The following is a 19,229-nucleotide window of genomic DNA, read 5'->3' on the forward strand; positions in this document are numbered from 1 at the left end:
AACTTTCATCAAACGAAAAGAATTTAAAGGAAAGAAATAATGGCAGCTAAAGACGTTAAATTTGGTAATGATGCACGAGTAAAAATGCTTCGTGGTGTCAATGTTCTTGCTGATGCAGTTAAAGTGACTTTAGGCCCTAAAGGTCGTAACGTTGTTTTAGACAAATCTTTTGGCTCACCAGTTATCACTAAAGACGGTGTTTCTGTAGCACGTGAAATCGAATTAGAAGATAAATTCGAGAACATGGGTGCTCAAATGGTGAAAGAAGTTGCTTCTAAAGCTAACGATGCTGCGGGTGACGGTACAACTACCGCAACAGTTCTGGCTCAATCTATCATCACTGAAGGTCTGAAAGCCGTTGCTGCGGGTATGAACCCAATGGATCTGAAACGTGGTATCGACAAAGCGGTTATCGCAGCTGTTGAAGAACTGAAAACACTGTCAGTTCCATGTTCAGACACTAAATCAATCGCACAGGTTGGTACTATTTCTGCAAACTCTGACGAAACTGTGGGTCGTTTAATCGCAGAAGCAATGGATAAAGTCGGTAAAGAAGGCGTTATCACCGTTGAAGAAGGTACTGGTCTGGAAGACGAATTAGACGTGGTTGAAGGTATGCAGTTTGACCGCGGTTATTTATCACCTTACTTCATTAACAAACCAGAAACTGGTGTTATTGAACTGGAAAACCCATTCATTCTGTTAGTTGACAAAAAAGTTTCTAACATTCGTGAATTACTCCCAGTATTAGAAGGTGTTGCTAAAGCAAACAAACCACTGCTGATTATCGCGGAAGATGTTGAAGGCGAAGCACTGGCGACATTAGTGGTTAACACCATGCGCGGTATCGTGAAAGTGGCTGCGGTTAAAGCACCTGGTTTCGGTGACCGTCGTAAAGCAATGCTGCAAGATATCGCTATCCTGACTAACGGTACTGTTATCTCTGAAGAGATCGGTATGGAGCTGGAAAAAGCAACGTTAGAAGATTTAGGTCAAGCAAAACGTATCGTGATCAACAAAGACACCACTATCATCATCGATGGTGTCGGTGACGAAGCGGCTATCGCGGGTCGTGTTGCTCAAATTCGTCAGCAAATCGAAGAATCTTCTTCAGATTATGACCGTGAAAAACTGCAAGAGCGCGTTGCTAAATTAGCTGGCGGTGTTGCGGTAATTAAAGTCGGTGCTGCGACAGAAGTTGAAATGAAAGAAAAACGTGCTCGTGTTGACGATGCTCTGCATGCAACTCGCGCTGCGGTTGAAGAAGGTGTGGTTGCTGGTGGTGGTACTGCTCTGGTTCGCGTTGCTGCGAAACTGGAAGGTATGAAAGGCGACAACGAAGATCAAACCGTTGGTATCCGTGTTGCACTGCGTGCAATGGAATCTCCAATGCGTCAAATCGTCACCAACGCAGGTGAAGAAGCTTCTGTAGTTGTTAACAAAGTTAAAGCGGTTAATGGTAACGAAGGTTACAACGCGGCAACGGATACTTATGGCGATATGATCGAAATGGGTATCTTGGATCCAACTAAAGTGACTCGTTCTGCACTGCAATTCGCTGCATCTATCGCAGGCCTGATGATCACTACTGAAGCAATGATCACTGATGCTCCTAAATCAGATGCACCAGACTTAGGTGGCGCTGGCATGGGCGGCATGGGTGGAATGGGCGGCATGATGTAAGCCATTCGGCAAACATCTTGCTCAAGTAGCCGTTAACTAAGTTAGCCGCTACCAGCCAATATAGACCGGCATTGTTAGTTTCTCTAGCAGTGCCGGTTTTTTATATGTATTAAATTGATATTTTTGCGATCTGCATTCATTGGGACTATCACTTATTTTTGCGTTTGCATGGCTCATCGGGTTATATTTAACGTAAGGTAAAAAATGGTTTAAATAAGTAAAGAACATCACGAGCGTCTTGATAGTTTTGTGATAAACTCTGAGCGATTGGTAGTTTTTAAAAAGTTTACCGCTGCATCTAGTAAGCGAATTCACTGCCATAAAACAGAATTTTGAGTGATTGGAGCGATAAAGGTTCTACAACCAGCTGCAAAAACACAATAAAAAATGAGGGAAAACATGCGAATTAAAGTCTTGCTTGGTGCTGCTGCATTACTAACTTTAGCAGGTTGTACATCAACCAATGATCTAACTGCGGCAGGCTCACAAGTTCGTTTTGTTGAAAATCAACCGGGAAGTGAGTGTCAACTTCTTGGTCAGGTAATTGGAACTCAAAGCAACTGGCTGAGCGGCGTTAATAATGAATCTAGCTCTATGCGTGGAGCAGCGAACGATTTACGTAACAAAGCAGCGGCAATGGGTGGCAATGTCATTTTTGGTGCGTCAAGCCCAAGCGAAACCGTCCTCTCTAGCTTTGTTCCCGTCGATAGCAAAATGGTTGGTCAGGTTTATAAGTGCCAATAATTTAAGTATCGTGAAGACCCGCTTAGTGAATAAGCGGGTTTTTTTATCTCTTTAGCTTTGTCGTAAATTCAAATCCAATAATGTTTTACTGGGCTCTCCGCCGATCTCTCGTGCTAATTTAGGTACCAAATAGCCCGAAACCTTGCTTAATAACTCACGAATTAATTCTCTTGCCTCGTTATCACTCACTAAAAAGTGGGCAGCACCTTGCACTTTATCCAAAACATGCAAATAGTAAGGCAGAATTCCGGCTTCAAATAATGCATTACTCAAGTTAGCTAATGCAGTGACATTATCGTTAACTTGGCGCAGTAACACGCTCTGGTTGAGCAGAGTAACTCCCGCACGTTTTAATTTTTGCATAGCATGAGTAAAAGAGTCGTCAATTTCGTTGGCATGGTTCACATGGGTGACCATAATCACGTGTAAACGCGATTGTTCCAAGCGCTTGCAGAGTGTATTGGTGATCCTTTCTGGGATTACAACCGGCAAACGGGAGTGAATTCTCAAGCGTGTAATATGAGGAATATCCTCAAGTTGGCTAATAAGCCAATCAAGTTCGTGATCTTTAGCCATCAATGGATCACCACCAGAAAAGATGATTTCATTGAGTTCACTGTGGTTTTTTATATAATCCACCGCCATCAACCAGTTATTTTTATTTCCTTTGTTATCTTCATAAGGAAAATGCCGGCGAAAGCAGTAACGACAGTTCACCGCGCATCCCCCTTTAACCAGCATTAATGCTCGGTTGTGGTACTTGTGCAGTAAACTTGGAATTTCATTATCCTGCTCTTCTAGTGGATCAGTAGAAAAACCTGGATGTATATCAAACTCTGTCTTTGCGGTTAACACTTGCAATAACAGAGGGTCTGATGGATCGCCTTTTTTCATTCGAGAAATAAAAGGTCGAGGAACGCGTAAGGGGAATAATTTCCGAGCCTCGTTGCCTTCTCGCGATGGTAAATGGTCTTCCAAATTGAGTATTTGCAGCAATTCATCAGGATTAGTGACTGCTTCAGCAAGTTGTTGTATCCAGACTTCTCTGGATGAGGTATTTTGAGTTATAATATCGACCATTTTTTGGCTATGCCATTTTTAGTTTATAAATAGAGGATCTCCATGGCTACTTATAGTACCAATGAATTCCGCTCAGGTCTTAAAATCATGTTAGATGGTGAGCCGTGTGCAATTCTTGAAAGTGAATTCGTTAAACCGGGTAAAGGTCAAGCGTTCGCACGTGTGCGTCTCCGTAAACTGATTTCTAACAAACTGTTGGAAAAAACGTTTAAATCTACTGACTCTTGCGAAGGTGCAGATGTCATGGATATGAACTTAACTTACCTGTACAACGACGGTGAGTTCTGGCATTTCATGAACAATGAAACTTTCGAACAGCTAGCAGCTGATGAAAAAACAGTTGGTGACAACGCAAAATGGCTGGTCGACCAAGCTGAATGTATCTTAACCTTATGGGACGGTCGTCCAATCGCCGTAACACCACCGAATTTCGTTGAGTTAGAAATTACGGACACAGATCCAGGTCTGAAAGGTGATACTGCAGGTACTGGCGGTAAACCAGCAACACTGAGCACTGGCGCAGTGGTTAAAGTTCCTCTGTTCGTACAGGTCGGCGAAGTGATTAAAGTTGACACCCGTTCAGGTGAATACGTATCACGCGTAAAATAATTGCCGAGTAGATCAAGCGAGTCATTATAGTGAGTGACTCGATGAGATCAAGAAGAGCCGGATACAGTTTTGTGCTGTATTCGGCTTTTTTATTGAAGAGTTAACAGCACTTAAATCCACCTTTACCTTTGCCGCCATAACGCGCATCTTGCCGCTCTTTGAAAAATTCCTCATAAGTCATCGGCGTTTGGTCAGGATGGGTTTGCTGTATGTGAGCAACGTAGTTGTCGTAGTCGGGGACGCCGACCATCATTTTGGCGGCTTGGCCCAAGTAACGGGCCGCCTTCCCTAAGTTCCCAAACATAAATCCTCGTCATATTTTGTGTTGTAGCGTTGTTAGCTTCACTTGGCTACCCTAGTCACATAGTTATCTATGTTCCCAGGGATATCCTCGCTTGCTGCCTAGCTACAACACAAACTATTTAGAGGATTGCATTGTAGCCAGTGATTTTGGAGAAAGAGAGTGAGTTTTGAAAAATATTTAAGAAAAATAAATGCTTAAAACAAAATTGCTCATCCCTCGATCTCCGTTGCTCTTAATGATGGCGGGTGTTCGCCACAATGTCTTGGTAGTTCTCTGGCATTGGCTCGTAAGGCACTTCGTTAGCCGTTGGCTCCTTAGATTTTAATGCTTTTAATGCGGTACGCAGAGAGAAAATAGCGAGAACCACGACGACAATCATGAAGAAAATCGTTAAGCCAGCATCTAAACGGTTATTAAAGATTAACTGAGTAAGCTGTGACTCCGTGTATTGTGGTGGAATGTTACCGCTGTCTAACATCGCTTGGAATTTATTGGCGACAGCTAAAAAGCCAACACGGGCATCTTCACTGAACGTCTTTTCCCAACCCGCAGTCATAGTACAAACTAGCAACCATGAGGTAGGTAATAGTGCGACCCACGCATAAGCTTGGCGCTTCATTTTGAACAGAACAACTGCACACAGCATCAATGCCATACCTGCTAGCATTTGGTTGGCGATACCAAATAGTGGCCACAATGTGTTGATACCACCCAATGGATCCACAACCCCTTGGTGTAAGAAATAACCCCATGCCAATACGCACAACGCGGTGGCAATTAAGTTTGCCGGGAGTGAATCGGTTCTTTTCAACGATGGAGAAATCACACCCAATAAATCTTGTAGCATAAAGCGCGCAGCACGGGTTCCTGCATCCACTGCCGTCAGGATAAATAACGCTTCAAACAGGATGGCGAAGTGATACCAGAAAGCCACATTCATCAAGCCACCTAAAGCACCATGGAGAATGTACGCCATACCTACTGCAAGGGTTGGTGCTCCACCTGCACGGGAAATAATACTGGTTTCACCGACATCATTGGCAATTTGAGTGAGTTGTTCCGGTGTAATCTGGAAGCCCCAACTACTAACCACTTGAGCGGCTGACGCCACCACATCTGTAGTACCGGCTGGTGCCAACATTGCCATTGGGCTGTTCATCGCAAAATAAACACCGGGGTCAATCACACAAGCAGCCACTAATGCCATGATGGCAACGAATGACTCCATCAACATTCCACCATAACCAATAAAACATGCTTGATTTTCATTGGCTAACATCTTCGGTGTGGTACCCGATGAGATTAAGGCGTGGAAGCCTGATACGGCACCACAAGCAATGGTAATAAATAAGAATGGGAATAAATCACCCGCCCACACAGGACCCGTACCATCAATATATTTGGTTAGCGCTGGCATTTGTAGACTTGGATTTAAAATTAAAATACCAATAGCGAGACCAATAATGGTACCAATTTTCAGGAATGTAGACAGATAGTCACGAGGTGCTAACAATAACCAAACGGGTAATACGGCAGCTACAAAGCCATATCCCACGAGCATCCATGTTAATTGAACGCCGGTGTAGTCAAAATAAGGTGCCCATGTTTCACTTTCTGCAACCCAACCCCCAGAGATAATAGCAAAAACGAGAAAAACTAAGCCTATGACAGAAACTTCACCAATACGACCGGGGCGAATATAACGGGTATAAATCCCCATGAAAATAGCCAGTGGAATCGTGAAGGCGACGGTATAGGTTCCCCAAGGACTGTGTGTCAGCGCTTTCACCACAATCATCGCGAGAACAGCTAAGATAATCACCATGATCATAAAGCAGGCGATCAGGGCAATAACCCCAGCTGTATTCCCCATTTCCTCTTTAACCAATTCCCCCAAAGAGCGCCCATCACGGCGAGTGGACACAAATAGCACCATGAAATCTTGTACAGCACCGGCAAGCACAACCCCTGCCAGTAGCCATAACATTCCTGGTAAATATCCCATTTGAGCTGCTAGCACCGGTCCGACAAGTGGACCGGCCCCTGCGATAGCGGCAAAGTGGTGACCAAATAACACTTTTTTATCTGTCGGGACGTAATCCAGACCATCATTATGACGAATAGCTGGTGTCATACGTGTTGAATCGACTTGTAAGACCTTTTTCGCAATAAACAGTCCATAGTAGCGATATGCAATAAGATAAATACAGACAGCAGCAACAACAATCCACAAGGCATTTATTTGTTCACCACGGTTTAGTGCAATATAACCGAGTGAAAAAGCACCGAGCAGAGCGAGAGCAATCCAAATCAATTGTTTACCCATAGCCTTCCCCATCCATTTCATTAACGAGTCATTATTATTTATTTAAGTAAAACTGAAACAGGTATAGCGAGAGTAAATCAAAAGAAAAAGTAGCTAAAACGAGACACCTAATTGAAATTTTAAGTAAATTTCATTATTGCAATTGGCGTCACTAAAATATGAATGAATATTGGATTTTATCTTGTTTTTGTCTATGTGGCGTTTTTGTTTTGAATTTTTATTTCAATAATTATAAGTTTATTGGTTTAATAAACTTATAATTAGGGTGTGGCGAATAGTGGGAATATAAAATCGTAGGGAAAAAATACCGTATTAAACTTTCCGGTATTTTAATAGGTTAGCTATCGCTGTCTCAGCATTTGAATAATTTTCTTACCAAATAGCGTTGTTATCAGACCTATCATGATCAAAATCAGCCCAGCGACTTGTATGCCATTAATATGCTCACCAAGGAATAATGCGCTGCTACTGAGACCAAAAACGGGAACGAGCAGTGAGAATGGGGCAACTCGCCAAGCTTCATAACGGCCTAATAAAACGCCCCATAAACCGTAACCAACAAATGTTGATAAGTAAGCAAGATAAATAATCACGCCAAATATAGACCAATTAAACCCGGCTAAACCTTGGACGATGGCAGTTTCACCTTCGAAAATCCATGAGCTTAATAGAAAAGGGATAATGGGGATCAGAGCACTCCAACTAACCAGTGATAGAGCACTACATTTTTCATCACCTTGTTTTTGCATAATAATACGGTTGGTGATATTGCCTGTCGCCCAAGATAATCCTGCAATTAATATAAACACTAAGCCGATCAGTGGAATATCATCAATACCGCCGGCAGTTGCCCCATTGGCTAAAACGGCTAGACCAGCGATAGCAATGAACATCCCAATAAAATGATTGAGTTGTAAGGATTCTTTTAAGATGATGGCACCGAGTAGTAAGGTAAAAAAGGCCTGAGATTGTAAGATCACCGAGGCAATACCTGCTGGCATACCGACATGTAAAGCGCAGAATAGAAATGCAAATTGCCCAAAACTGATAGTGAGTCCATAAATCAGTAATAACCTAAATGGGATATTAGGGCGTTTAAACAGAAAAATTGCAGGAAATGCCACGAATACAAAGCGTAGTGCGCCAAGTAATAAAGGTGGTAGGGCGGTTACGCCAAGCTTTATGATCACAAAATTGACGCCCCAAATGACGACGACACAGAGTGCTAATAATATATCTTTGATATTCATGGATATTTCTCAGAGCATGATTCGAGAGTAGTGAATACTGTACCTGTGGATTTAAAATCATGCGATGGTATTGGTGCTAGTGGATAAAATATAGTAGGAATAAGTGCAATATTATTGTTAATTTGGTGTTAATTATTATTTATCATCGCTTGAATCTCATAAATTGAATGTTTATAATGCATTTCTAATCATCGGTGTTCAGGACGACCTGAAATTACACATTCAATTACTGGGGACGACCCCGTTAAGTTAACGGGAAAATGACCATGGCTTGGATCATCCTTTTATTTGCTGGTTTATTAGAAGTTGTATGGGCAGTGGGCTTAAAATATACTCACGGTTTTACGCGCTTAACGCCAAGCATCATTACCATTCTTGCCATTATTGCAAGTATGGGCTTATTGGCTTATGCCATGCGAGATCTTCCAGCAGGAACCGCTTATGCTATCTGGACGGGGATCGGGGCAGTGGGTACCGCAATTGTCGGTATTATCTTTCTGGGTGAATCGGCGAATATCTTCCGCTTATTAAGCTTAGGGTTGATAGTACTGGGGTTGATTGGTTTAAAAGTCTCAAGTTAATCAATTGAAACAAAAATGGGAGAATGAATATTCTCCCACTTTTTTACTCAAAGAAAATATTATTATAAGTGACATAATAAGAGTTTTTACTTTTTCAAGACGATATTAGAAATGTTTTTTCTCTGAATCTGATAGTTAATATAACGTGAAGGCCAGATTTTTTCTGGGGTTGTCTCTAAAAAATCAGCAATAATTCTTTCACCCTTAGGCCAGCGTCGCGATAAAGCATTGTTTAATGTTGAGGAGTTTAGTCCAACAGATCTAGATATTGCTGATAATGTCGAACCTTTCTTTCTGATTGCGGCAATAATATCCGCAGGATGCCAATCTTCTTTCATATTACCCTCCGATAATTAAATAATAATTAATTTTAAAATTTAATTATGTATATTTTAATTGATATATATTTTGTGATTGAAGAGATATTAAGTTAGATAAATAAATTTCATTTTCAAATGCGTATTAATTTAATCTTTTGTTGTTAATTTTTTTATGTTAAAGATATTGGCGATTTAAAATATGAATATTTCATGTGTAATTTAAAAAGGAAGATTAAATGAATATTGAAAGTGATTTTTTGGAGAAATCATGTAATGGATTAAGAAATATATTTTCTAGTCAGTTTAATTGGGATGATATGGATTTATCCTTCAGTAGGGTTGATTTGTCAGAGAGGAAAATATTCACTATATCAAGTAATTATGAGTGGGTTTTAATCTATTGGAGCGATGATCTCGACCTTTTAATCAGTGAGCGACTATCATCGGGAATTCAATATTGGGATAATTACTCTAAGGCATATACAGATACTTTAGTAAAAGTAGATAAGAAAAAAATTAAAGTTGATCTCTGTACGAAATATGGGAATGTTTTTGAATTAGCATCAATTAATTCGAAAAGTAAATTATCGATAAAGGAAATTAATGCAATATATAAATATAGGGCTATTGTTTCAGACTATGCACAAAGTATTTGGCAGAAAGATGATGATTCTTTTTTACCACAAAGAGAAAATATTATTTTATCAACCGGGGGTAATGGTTCCAAAAATGAAGTAGATAATGATTTACTCGACATACATCAATATATGCGTTTCGGTAACATTCGTTTCACACGTAAAGAAATGATCACTATTCGTTTATTACTTTCCCACTGTAAGGTAAAAGAAATTAGTTATATTCAAGGCTGTGCGGAAGCAAATGAGCATAAGCGCATTCAGCGTATTAAAGAAAAATTAAATTGCCCACATGTTTCCTCAAGTGGATTATTTACGGTTCTTAAAGATCATGGAATTACATTAGCCTGTTTAGAAATGCTAGTGAGTTATCCCTAATTTTTTCATGAATATGTATTAAGGATAAAAATCTTACAACAAGGATGACACAATGAAATGGAAATATCGATTTGGTGCAGCTGCAGGAAATGCGCTGGAATATTATGATATTGCAGTATTTGCAGCAATATCTGTTTACCTGAGTGCCGAACTGGAGAAACTAGGTTATTCCCAATCAACATTAATGGTATGGGGTATTTTTGCATTACGTTTTTTAATTCGACCTATTGGTGGTGTAGTTATAGGGCGTTATGCCGATACTGCGGGGAAAAAGGCAGCATTAGTCCTAACAAGTTCAATCACGGGGATAGCGACATTATGTATGGCATTGTTGCCGATTCAATTACTAGGGGTCTATACGCCCCTTGCTATTCTAATTTTTCAGTTTGCTCTATCCTTTAGTTTTGGAGGGGAATATCCATCCTTGGTAACGTATTTATTCTCTGATGTGCAAGAAGATGAGCGAGCTAAAATTGCTGCGTTGATTTCTGGAAGCATAGTTGTAGGTGTTATTATTTCTACAGGATTAGTATTTTTTTTACAGCAAGTTCTTGATAAAGAAACAATGCATAGCATTGGTTGGCGGATCCCTCTATTGGTAGGCTTGTTCAATATAGGAATGAGTTTTTGGTTTAGAACGAAGCTACCAGAAAAACGGGCAAACAGACCAGTAAAGCGAGCGTTTAATTGGCTAGGCATTATTTACTTATTTTTGTTAACAGCGCCTGCTTCAGTTGCTTTTTATTCACAAAACCTGTCTGGTTCAGTTATTGTGAGGCATTTGAAGCATGATGTATTAAAGGATATTTTTCCTCTAATATCTTCCGGGCTTTTGTTAGCACTGATTATTTTAAGTTGTTGGTGGACAACAAAATATAGCACGCCATTGAGAATATACCGGATTGGAGTCGCTGCACTAGTGCTATTAGCAGCCCCGGTTTATTTTACGCTTCAGCTTGATAACCTAATGTTAGTTTGCCTTGCACAGCTCTCGATTGCAGGGTGTTCTTCAATGATATTGGCAAATTTACCTGCTGTACTTGCAAGAGTTGTTCATGGTAATACCGCAATGTTAGGTGCTGGCTATAATGGAGCTTCTGTATGTATTGGGGGAGTAACACCGCTGGTCATTACTTATTTGAGTGATTTTCACTTAGGGTATGCTGGATGTTTTATTGCATTGTGCGGCGCATTATTCTTCCTGACCCGTTGGTTACCCAAATCAAAAGAATTAGAGTTTAATTAAATGATTAACCCCGTAGCGAATCTGCGGGGTATTTCTTATTTACTAAGTAATTTTAAGAAGCAGTTATAAAGCAGCTTATTCAAAGTATCTTGGTTATATTCATGTGAAGTTGCTAGGTTATCCACCGCAGCATGCATTGAATGATAAATCATTGTGGCGATAAGTTCAGGTGGTGATGCCTGCCACTCTTGTTGCTGCTCACCAAGGGCTAATATTTGTTTAATTTGCTCTATGGCTCGCTGTTCATGGTTGTTTGTATGTCCATGATATTCATCGTGAAATAGCATATCGTGGAGCGATTGTTTTTCAACATAGTATTTAACGCTGTTTTCGCACCATGATTTTAACTGTGAAGACGCTGATTGATACTGTGAAAACGCCTCCGCAATGTGCCCTAAATACCAATCGATATAACGGGTGCGCAAGGCATCCATAATTTCGTTTTTAGATTGAAAATAATGATAAAAAGTCCCTTTTGCCACATCAGCTGCTGCGACAATATCACTCACCGTTGTTGCCACAAAACCTTTCGACAGAAATAATTGCTCAGCTGCATTCATTAGCTCATTCAAACGCTCTTCAGCGGGCTTAGTTCTTGGTTTCTTCGGTTGAGTGTCCATCTTGTTTATCTCTTAGCATTATTTCAGCGAATAGCCGCATCATAGCATTCAATAAAGTAATTCTAAATGTAGGGAACAATATTCTGAAGGTAAAAAAATACCCCAACACTCAATGAGTTGATGGGGTATTTATTCGTAACTTATATTATCGACTTAATGATTATAGAGTGAATACACCGATAATCGCGATAACACTAATGATTGCAGAGCTGCCGTAGAACACCCATTTTGTTGCAGGAACATGCACTTTAAAATCGTGCAGGGTGTGGTGGATACGGTGCATACCACACCATACAGGCAAAATAATCATCAGTAATAAGAAAATACGACCGATAAAGCTTTGGCTAAATGCCATAATGCGCTCATAGCTCAGCATTTCTGGTGCAACACCTAATGGGATTAAAATACCCAGTAAGATGATGACTGCAGGGCCAATAACGGCGCTCCACATACCACCGGCACCAAATAATCCCCAGAAAATCGGCTCATCGGAACGTTTAGGCGTTAGATTCATCAGATTCTCCTTCGATTAAAATAGTAATGCGATTGCTAAAATAGCCGCAGTGACGACGATAGTCAGAGCCCAGAAGCCTTTAACGATAGGTTCATCTGGCATTTTATTATCTTTTACAATAATAGAGACAGCTTTCGGTGCTAACTTAAACCACGTTGTGGTGTGTAGCAGTGTGGCAGCCAGTGTCACTAAGTTAATGATCAGAATGATTGGATTACTTAAGAATCCAACAAAGCCAGCCCATGATTCTGGACCACTTTTCAGAGCAAAGACTCCGTACAGGACTAAAATACTAAACCAGACCTGAAGAACGGAAGTGCTTTCGCGCATGATGTAAAAACGGTAAAAACCGAGTTTTTGCCACCAGTCGCCTTTCATTTCCCGTACATAGGGTTTACGTTTTGTTGTCATGACTTCAATTCTCCTTATCGTGGCTTCAGCATGGCGATAACAAAGTCTTGCGCGCTGGCAACTTTACCTTGCTGGATAGCGGCCGCAGGGTCGACATGCTTAGGACAGACTTCAGAGCAGTAGCCTACAAACGTACAGCTCCAAACACCGTTGTCACCATTTAACAGTGGCATACGCTCTTTTGCACCGTGGTCACGGTTATCGAGGTTGTAGCGCTCTGCTAATGTGATAGCCGCAGGGCCTAAGAACTCAGGGTTCAGACCAAATTGCGGGCAAGCTGCATAGCACAGACCGCAGTTAATACAGCCAGAGAACTGGTGATATTTCGCCATCTGAGCAGGAGTTTGCTTATTCGGACCTTCAGACAGTTTACGATCATTACCAATAATATACGGTTTGATCGCTTCTAAACGTTCGATAAAGCTAGTCATATCAACAACAAGGTCGCGCTCGATAGGGAAGTTACCCAGTGGCTCAACTTTCATTCCTTGTGGGTATTCACGGAGGAATGTTTTACAAGCCAGCTTCGGTACATTATCAACCATCATGCCGCAAGAACCACAGATAGCCATACGGCAAGACCAGCGATAAGACAGATCCGGCGCTAAGTTATCTTTGATATAACCCAATGCATCTAACAAAGACGTTTGCGCATCGTAAGGGACATCATAAGTCACTAAATGGGGCTCACTATCCGTTTCTGGATTGAAGCGCATGATCTCCATTTTTAAGTGTTGCATCTCACCCATTAGCCTGCTCCTTATTCGCCTTGTCTTGAGCTGCCCCTTCAGCACCATACACACGTTTCGCTGGTTGTGATTTAGTAATTTTCACATCAGAATACTCAAGGCGTGGTGCGCCTTCTGGATTATAGAATGCCAGCGTGTGTTTCAGGAAGTTTACATCATCACGTTCAGTGCAACCTTCGTCGAGACGTTGGTGAGCACCGCGGGACTCTTTACGATTAATCGCAGAGTGAGCCATACATTCCGCGACGTCTAAGCCGAAGCCCAGCTCGATGGTGTACAGTAAGTCAGTATTGAATACGCTGCTATGGTCAGTGATTTCGACTTTCTTGAAACGCTCTTTCAGTTCTGCAATCTTATCAACTGTTTTTTGCATCAATTCAGGGGTACGGTAGATACCGCAACCTTCTTCCATTGATAACCCTAATTCATCACGAATTTTCGCCCAGCTCTCATTACCTTTTTGGTTTAAGAGTTTATGTAGGTCGTTGTCAATATCACGAGTACGAGCTTCGATAGCACTTGCATTTGCTGGAGTTGCTTCCGCTGCATGACGTGCAGCTTCTTCACCGGCTAAGCGACCGAATACCACTAATTCTGCGAGTGAGTTAGAGCCTAAACGGTTTGCACCATGTAAACCAACAGACGAACATTCACCCACAGCAAATAGACCTTTAATGCGAGTTTCTGTACGTTGGTCGGTTTCGATACCGCCCATGGTGTAGTGCGCTGTTGGACGAACTGGAATTGGCTCGTTAACAGGGTCAACACCGACGTAAGCTTTTGCTAATTCACAAATGAATGGTAGGCGTTCATGTAGTTTTTCAGCACCGAGGTGACGCAGATCCAGATACACAACATCACCACGAGGAGTGCTGATAGTGCGACCTGCACGCCATTCGTGCCAGAATGCTTGAGAAACTTTGTCACGAGGACCCAGTTCCATATATTTATTTTCTGGTTTGCCCAGTGGGGTTTCTGGACCCATTCCGTAATCTTGCAGATAGCGGTAACCATCTTTATTGACAAGAATACCACCTTCACCACGGCAACCTTCAGTCATCAGGATACCTGAACCTGGCAGACCTGTTGGGTGATACTGAACGAATTCCATATCACGTAGTGGTACGCCATGACGAAGTGCCATACCCATACCATCACCTGTTACGATACCGCCGTTGGTGTTATAACGATACACACGACCCGCACCACCAGTAGCCATAACGATAGCATTTGCACGGATTTGTACTTTAGTACCTTCCATCATGTTCAGAGCAACTAAACCACGAGCTTGACCTTCATCGACAATAATATCGAGAACGAAATGCTCATCGAAACGTTGGATCTGAGGATATTTCAATGATGTCTGGAACAAGGTGTGCAGCATATGGAAGCCGGTTTTATCCGCGGCAAACCATGTACGCTCAATTTTCATCCCACCGAAACGGCGAACGTTAACTGAACCATCTGGTTTACGGCTCCACGGGCAGCCCCATTGTTCTAGTTGGGTCATTTCTGTTGGGCAGTGCTCGACGAAATAATCGACGACATCTTGCTCACACAGCCAGTCACCACCAGAAACAGTATCATTGAAATGATAGTCAAAGGAGTCATGGGCTTGAGTAACTGCGGCTGATCCTCCCTCTGCTGCCACGGTATGGCTACGCATTGGGTAAACTTTTGAGATCAGAGCAATCTTGATATTGGGATTTGCTTCAGCAGCAGCAATTGCTGCTCGTAAGCCTGCGCCCCCGGCCCCGATAATCGCTAAATCGGCATTGAAGGTTTGCACTGCGCTTCTCCATTGTTCAAGTGTAAATTAGTAAATTAATAAATTCTTTTAAATACTTTTAGTGCTTAGCTATCTCAATTCCAGCTTGCCTTTAGGCTAAACTGCAAAAAATCTTTTTCTAATCGTAGATATATAATAGCTAATAACGACTTATTATGTTGGTAATTATAGCGAATAGTGTCTGGGATAAATTTGATATAGAAAGGTGTTTTGGGTGATATTACCTACAAAATGTGATCTGCGTCTTCTTTTTGTAAATTGTTTCTCTCTCTAAGACGTTTAGAGAGAAAATGGAAATAATAAAAAGAAATATCAAATAATTATCATTAATCTTACACGAATTCCTAGCATTAAAAACCAACTAAAATCGTCGGGTTTAACCTGTTTGTAGTCGATAATAGGGTGCTTTTGGGGAAAATTCTAAATTCATATCGAATAGAAAATTGCGAATGAGTTCACTATTTTAAAAACGGTTTAACTTTTTTACTGAGAAATCATTTTTTAAATGTGCCAAGTAAGTAACGGGGGATTGTTTTTTTTAACAATCACATCACAAGTTATAAGAAAAAATCATGTTTTTGTTTTTTTTTAATCAATTGTTAAAAGTTGATGGGAAAGCTTTTTGCCTAATCGTATAAAGCAGGAGATAATCCCTCCATCTTTCTCACCTTACTTCGCTATTATCTATCGGTACTCAAATAGGGCGTTTTATCCACAATATTCCATTGTGTGTTGGGTATGAGGTGAGTACACTGCACGACTATGTTTATTTTGGAGTCATTTTAATGAGTGAAGTAGCGAATTGGCAGCCAACTGCCCCCATCGCTAACCTGTTACAGCGCGCAAAAATTATTGCGGAAATTAGACGCTTTTTTGCTGATCGCTGTGTACTTGAGGTAGATACACCCGCCATGAGTCAGGCAACCGTGACTGACATTCATCTTGTTCCATTTGAAACTCGCTTTGTGGGACCCGGCGCTGCTCAGGGCATTAACTTATATTTAATGACCAGCCCTGAATACCATATGAAGAGATTACTGGCAGCGGGGAGCGGTCCTATCTATCAAATGTCCCGCAGCTTCCGTAATGAAGAAGCTGGAAGACACCATAATCCTGAATTTACAATGCTAGAATGGTATCGTCCTCATTTTGATATGTACCGTTTAATCAATGAAGTGGATGACCTTCTACAGCAAGTTCTCGAATGTGACAGTGCTGAATTATTATCCTATCAGCAAGCTTTCTTACGCCATTTGAATATTGATCCGTTATCAGCAGAAAAAAGTGAACTGAGAGACGTGGCCGCACGCTTAGATTTAAGCAATATTGCGGATCAAGAAGAGGATCGTGATACGTTATTGCAGTTGCTATTTACGATGGGCGTTGAACCTCATATAGGTAAAGATAAGCCAGCAGTGGTCTACCATTTCCCAGCGACTCAAGCATCATTAGCCGTTATTAGTACTGAAGACCATCGTGTCGCAGAACGCTTTGAAGTCTATTATAAAGGTATGGAACTGGCGAATGGCTTCCACGAGTTGACGGATGTACATGAACAGCGCCAGCGTTTTGAACAAGATAATCGTAAGCGTGCAGCGATGGGATTACCTATCCAGCCGATTGATGAGCATCTACTTGCCGCTCTTGAACATGGTCTTCCTGACTGTTCTGGTGTCGCAGTGGGGGTTGACCGTTTAATGATGCTAGCGCTCAATGCCGAACGGATCAGTGATGTAATTGCGTTCCCTGTGACGATTGCATAGTTACTAATTAAAATTGTTATTGAAAATAAATGCACCCCAAAAGTTGAATATCAACAGACTAAGGTGCATTTTTATTGTTTGCATCGCCTACCTCAAATTGATTAGATTGCTTCAGATAATTCTTCTATATATCCCATTAGTAAGAATTATGATTGCTTTTAGTTTCATTTGCTGCTTTTCTGTCTCTACTTAAGTTAAATGCATTGAATTTGCATTGGTGACCTTCTGTCTTGATCTCTGTTGCGGGTTACCACGAAACTCATAGAGAAGGAATACAGAATGAGCTTGCTGGATGCTGCACAACGGTCACTTCAATCCCACAATCGCTATCAACTGGCTATTCAAGACTGCCAGACGCCATTAGATGTTGAGTCGTTCATTGGACGAGAAGCCATTAGTGAGACTTATCGTTACCAGATTACCTTTACGTCCCCAGACAAAAACCTGCAAGCCCAACGGCTTCTTCGTCGCAGCACTCACTTTACCTTTTCATCCCCGACTATCCCATTGGCCGCCTTAAGTTCGTTGAATGAACCTCAAAAACGGGTACATGGTGTGATCACGCATTTTAAGCGGTTGTCCGGTTCAGTGGATGAAGCTCTGTACCAAATTGTTATCGAACCATTTGTGTCGCTGCTACGCCATCAAATACGTTCGCATCGGTTTTTCCTCAATCAATCTGTGCCTGAAGTCATTGAGCTTATCTTGCGTGAACACCAAATGCAGGGCTGGGAATTTGAGTTTCACTTACAGCGCCAATACCCCAAGCGGGAGCAAATCAACCAAATCAATGAAAGCGACTGGCAATTTATTGAGCGTTTACTCAGTGAAGTGGGGATTTTCTATTCCTTTAGTCTTCAAGCTGACACGAAGACTGAGATAATTCACTTTGGCGATAGCCAACGCGCCTATGTGTATGATTTACAACTGCCACTCAATAGTCCCTCTGGCATGAGTGATAATGGCGTGGAGAGTGTGTGGGGATTATCACTGCGTCACCAAGTGGTCGAGCGCAGTGTCACCGCCAAAGATTATAATCACCGCCAAGCGATGCTAACCCTGCAATCCATTGAGACGGACATGACTCGAGGTGAAGGTGAGAATATCAACTATGGTGACGTTTACCACTACAAACCCCGCCACCTTGAGCGCGGTGAAAAATACCAACCCGAAACAGAAACGGCGCATTTTTGGTCACGACTTGACCATGAACGCTTTCTCGCACGTCAAACGGTACTGCGAGGAAAAAGTAATTCCCCTCGCCTGACGCCATTAATGGTTTTCAAAATCATCGACAGCCAATTGCCGTCCACGTTGCCCACGGATTTTCAATCGGAAATCTTAATCACGAGATTGCGTTTTTCAGGCAGTCGCAGCAGCGCGTTAGTGATTCAGTTTGATGCGGCGCCGTACACCGAAGCCTTGTGTTGGCGCCCGATCCTTAAGCCACGTCCGGTGATTGCAGGCACGTTAACGGCACGGATTACCAGTGTTAAAACCAACGATATCTACGCCCATCAAAATGAGCATGGCTTTTATTGGGTCAAATTTGATGCAGACCGTGATGAAAAACCGACGGGCTATGAAAGTATGCCCGTGCGGCTGGCGAAACCCTATGCGGGAGATACCTACGGAATACACTTCCCCTTAACTCGAATGAAGTCGGAGGGTATCAAACCTACAAGATGCTGGAAACGCTAGGTCGCCGTGATTTGATGCGGGAGCATGCTGCGTATCGAGATACGGTAAATAATGTCATGGCATCGACCCGAAACGGTCAGGTGTTAGCCCCAATTGATGTCGTTAACCCTGATGATATTCAGGAAGAAACCATTGAGGGGTTTAAGAGCGTGATTTGCACGTTAGTTTCCTCGGATTCTAATCTCTGGCAGTCGGTGTATGTCCACAGCAAGCTAACCTTAGTGGATGACACCTTTTTAATCCAAGGCTCTGCCAATATCAATTTACGCAGTATGGCATTTGACACTGAAATTGCGGTGATACTGCAAGATACGGACATCTTTCCTATTGTTAAACCGTTACGGGAAAGATTATGGGGGCTACATAAAGGAACGGGAAGTATTTTTTCAGATTTGACAGAAGAATTTAATGATTGGAAAAAAATCATAAGTAAAAACAAAGAGCTTAAAAAAGATAAAAAAATGCCCCAAGGTGCGTTAATTCCTTTTGAGGATAAAACGATTGGGTTAGAAAATACGGATTAAAT

18 protein-coding genes and 1 pseudogene are annotated in these 19,229 nt (G+C 41.7%); 9 read left to right on the forward strand and 10 right to left on the reverse strand.

The features are described 5' to 3' along the window. The first annotated feature begins 39 nt into the window (after window positions 1-39). Together groL and PR761_RS11445 are read left to right on the forward strand one after the other, a co-directional pair. A complete protein-coding gene (gene groL, locus PR761_RS11440) occupies window positions 40-1,683 on the forward strand; it encodes a chaperonin GroEL (protein ID WP_006814337.1) in 1,644 nt (547 codons plus the stop codon). A 399-nt stretch (window positions 1,684-2,082) separates the two neighbouring features. Then, entirely contained in the window at window positions 2,083-2,427 is a 345-nt protein-coding gene (locus PR761_RS11445; RefSeq protein WP_039854784.1) for a DUF4156 domain-containing protein, read from the forward strand. Window positions 2,428-2,478: 51 nt separating this feature from the next. On the opposite strand, the gene epmB is transcribed toward PR761_RS11445, so the two are convergent. Beyond that, on the reverse strand, window positions 2,479-3,507 hold the full coding sequence (gene epmB, locus PR761_RS11450; protein WP_006814334.1) for an EF-P beta-lysylation protein EpmB: 1,029 nt from the start codon (window positions 3,505-3,507) through the stop codon (window positions 2,479-2,481). A 42-nt stretch (window positions 3,508-3,549) separates the two neighbouring features. On the opposite strand from epmB, the gene efp reads away from it, so the two are divergent. Continuing rightward, window positions 3,550-4,116, forward strand: coding sequence for an elongation factor P (gene efp / locus PR761_RS11455; RefSeq protein WP_006814333.1), 567 nt, complete (start codon window positions 3,550-3,552; stop codon window positions 4,114-4,116). Window positions 4,117-4,216: 100 nt separating this feature from the next. Here the strand turns inward: efp and PR761_RS11460 are convergent, their stop codons facing one another. From PR761_RS11460 to PR761_RS11470, 3 genes are all read right to left on the reverse strand, one after another. Then, window positions 4,217-4,420 (reverse strand): YbdD/YjiX family protein, encoded by a 204-nt coding sequence (locus PR761_RS11460; protein WP_006814332.1) that lies wholly within the window; start codon window positions 4,418-4,420, stop codon window positions 4,217-4,219. 232 nt (window positions 4,421-4,652) lie between these two features. After that, window positions 4,653-6,746, reverse strand: a complete 2,094-nt coding sequence (gene cstA, locus PR761_RS11465; protein ID WP_392397985.1) for a pyruvate/proton symporter CstA — start codon at window positions 6,744-6,746, stop codon at window positions 4,653-4,655. Window positions 6,747-7,087: 341 nt separating this feature from the next. Beyond that, on the reverse strand, window positions 7,088-7,996 hold the full coding sequence (locus PR761_RS11470; RefSeq protein WP_006814330.1) for an EamA family transporter: 909 nt from the start codon (window positions 7,994-7,996) through the stop codon (window positions 7,088-7,090). Between the two features lie 266 nt (window positions 7,997-8,262). Between PR761_RS11470 and sugE the strand changes: the two genes are divergently transcribed. Beyond that, entirely contained in the window at window positions 8,263-8,577 is a 315-nt protein-coding gene (sugE, locus tag PR761_RS11475) for a quaternary ammonium compound efflux SMR transporter SugE (RefSeq protein WP_039854780.1), read from the forward strand. Between the two features lie 86 nt (window positions 8,578-8,663). On the opposite strand, the gene PR761_RS11480 is transcribed toward sugE, so the two are convergent. Beyond that, on the reverse strand, window positions 8,664-8,915 hold the full coding sequence (locus PR761_RS11480) for a helix-turn-helix domain-containing protein (protein ID WP_006814328.1): 252 nt from the start codon (window positions 8,913-8,915) through the stop codon (window positions 8,664-8,666). 218 nt (window positions 8,916-9,133) lie between these two features. On the opposite strand from PR761_RS11480, the gene PR761_RS11485 reads away from it, so the two are divergent. Continuing rightward, window positions 9,134-9,910 carry a hypothetical protein gene (locus tag PR761_RS11485; RefSeq protein ID WP_112837372.1) on the forward strand — a complete coding sequence of 259 codons (777 nt, stop codon included), beginning with the start codon at window positions 9,134-9,136 and terminating at the stop codon, window positions 9,908-9,910. 52 nt (window positions 9,911-9,962) lie between these two features. Continuing rightward, on the forward strand, window positions 9,963-11,156 hold the full coding sequence (locus PR761_RS11490; protein ID WP_154610802.1) for an MFS transporter: 1,194 nt from the start codon (window positions 9,963-9,965) through the stop codon (window positions 11,154-11,156). Between the two features lie 35 nt (window positions 11,157-11,191). Here PR761_RS11490 and PR761_RS11495 read toward each other — a convergent pair whose 3' ends face one another. The 5 genes from PR761_RS11495 to frdA form a co-directional block, all read right to left on the reverse strand. After that, window positions 11,192-11,776 (reverse strand): TetR/AcrR family transcriptional regulator, encoded by a 585-nt coding sequence (locus PR761_RS11495; RefSeq protein ID WP_154610803.1) that lies wholly within the window; start codon window positions 11,774-11,776, stop codon window positions 11,192-11,194. A gap of 160 nt (window positions 11,777-11,936) precedes the next feature. Next, entirely contained in the window at window positions 11,937-12,290 is a 354-nt protein-coding gene (frdD, locus tag PR761_RS11500) for a fumarate reductase subunit FrdD (protein WP_006814323.1), read from the reverse strand. 15 nt (window positions 12,291-12,305) lie between these two features. Next, entirely contained in the window at window positions 12,306-12,701 is a 396-nt protein-coding gene (gene frdC / locus PR761_RS11505) for a fumarate reductase subunit FrdC (RefSeq protein WP_006814322.1), read from the reverse strand. 14 nt (window positions 12,702-12,715) lie between these two features. After that, window positions 12,716-13,450, reverse strand: a complete 735-nt coding sequence (locus tag PR761_RS11510; protein WP_006814321.1) for a succinate dehydrogenase/fumarate reductase iron-sulfur subunit — start codon at window positions 13,448-13,450, stop codon at window positions 12,716-12,718. Then, complete coding sequence (gene frdA, locus PR761_RS11515) at window positions 13,443-15,239, reverse strand: fumarate reductase (quinol) flavoprotein subunit (RefSeq protein ID WP_006814320.1); 1,797 nt, start codon at window positions 15,237-15,239, stop codon at window positions 13,443-13,445. Before frdA ends, PR761_RS11510 begins: the two co-directional genes overlap by 8 nt. A gap of 785 nt (window positions 15,240-16,024) precedes the next feature. Here frdA and epmA point away from each other — a divergent pair. The 3 genes and pseudogenes from epmA (at window position 16,025) to PR761_RS11530 (ending at window position 19,227) form a co-directional block, all read left to right on the forward strand. Next, window positions 16,025-17,002: an elongation factor P--(R)-beta-lysine ligase gene (gene epmA / locus PR761_RS11520; protein ID WP_006814319.1), complete on the forward strand. Its 978-nt coding sequence runs from the start codon at window positions 16,025-16,027 to the stop codon at window positions 17,000-17,002. 279 nt (window positions 17,003-17,281) lie between these two features. Further along, a pseudogene (locus tag PR761_RS11525) lies at window positions 17,282-18,652 on the forward strand (type VI secretion system Vgr family protein); the annotation flags it as partial. Between the two features lie 35 nt (window positions 18,653-18,687). Then, window positions 18,688-19,227: a phospholipase D-like domain-containing protein gene (locus PR761_RS11530; RefSeq protein ID WP_154610804.1), complete on the forward strand. Its 540-nt coding sequence runs from the start codon at window positions 18,688-18,690 to the stop codon at window positions 19,225-19,227. Window positions 19,228-19,229: the final 2 nt, after the last annotated feature.

It is taken from the genome of Providencia sp. PROV210, assembly GCF_028479445.1.
In the GTDB taxonomy this organism is placed as follows: domain Bacteria; phylum Pseudomonadota; class Gammaproteobacteria; order Enterobacterales; family Enterobacteriaceae; genus Providencia; species Providencia rustigianii.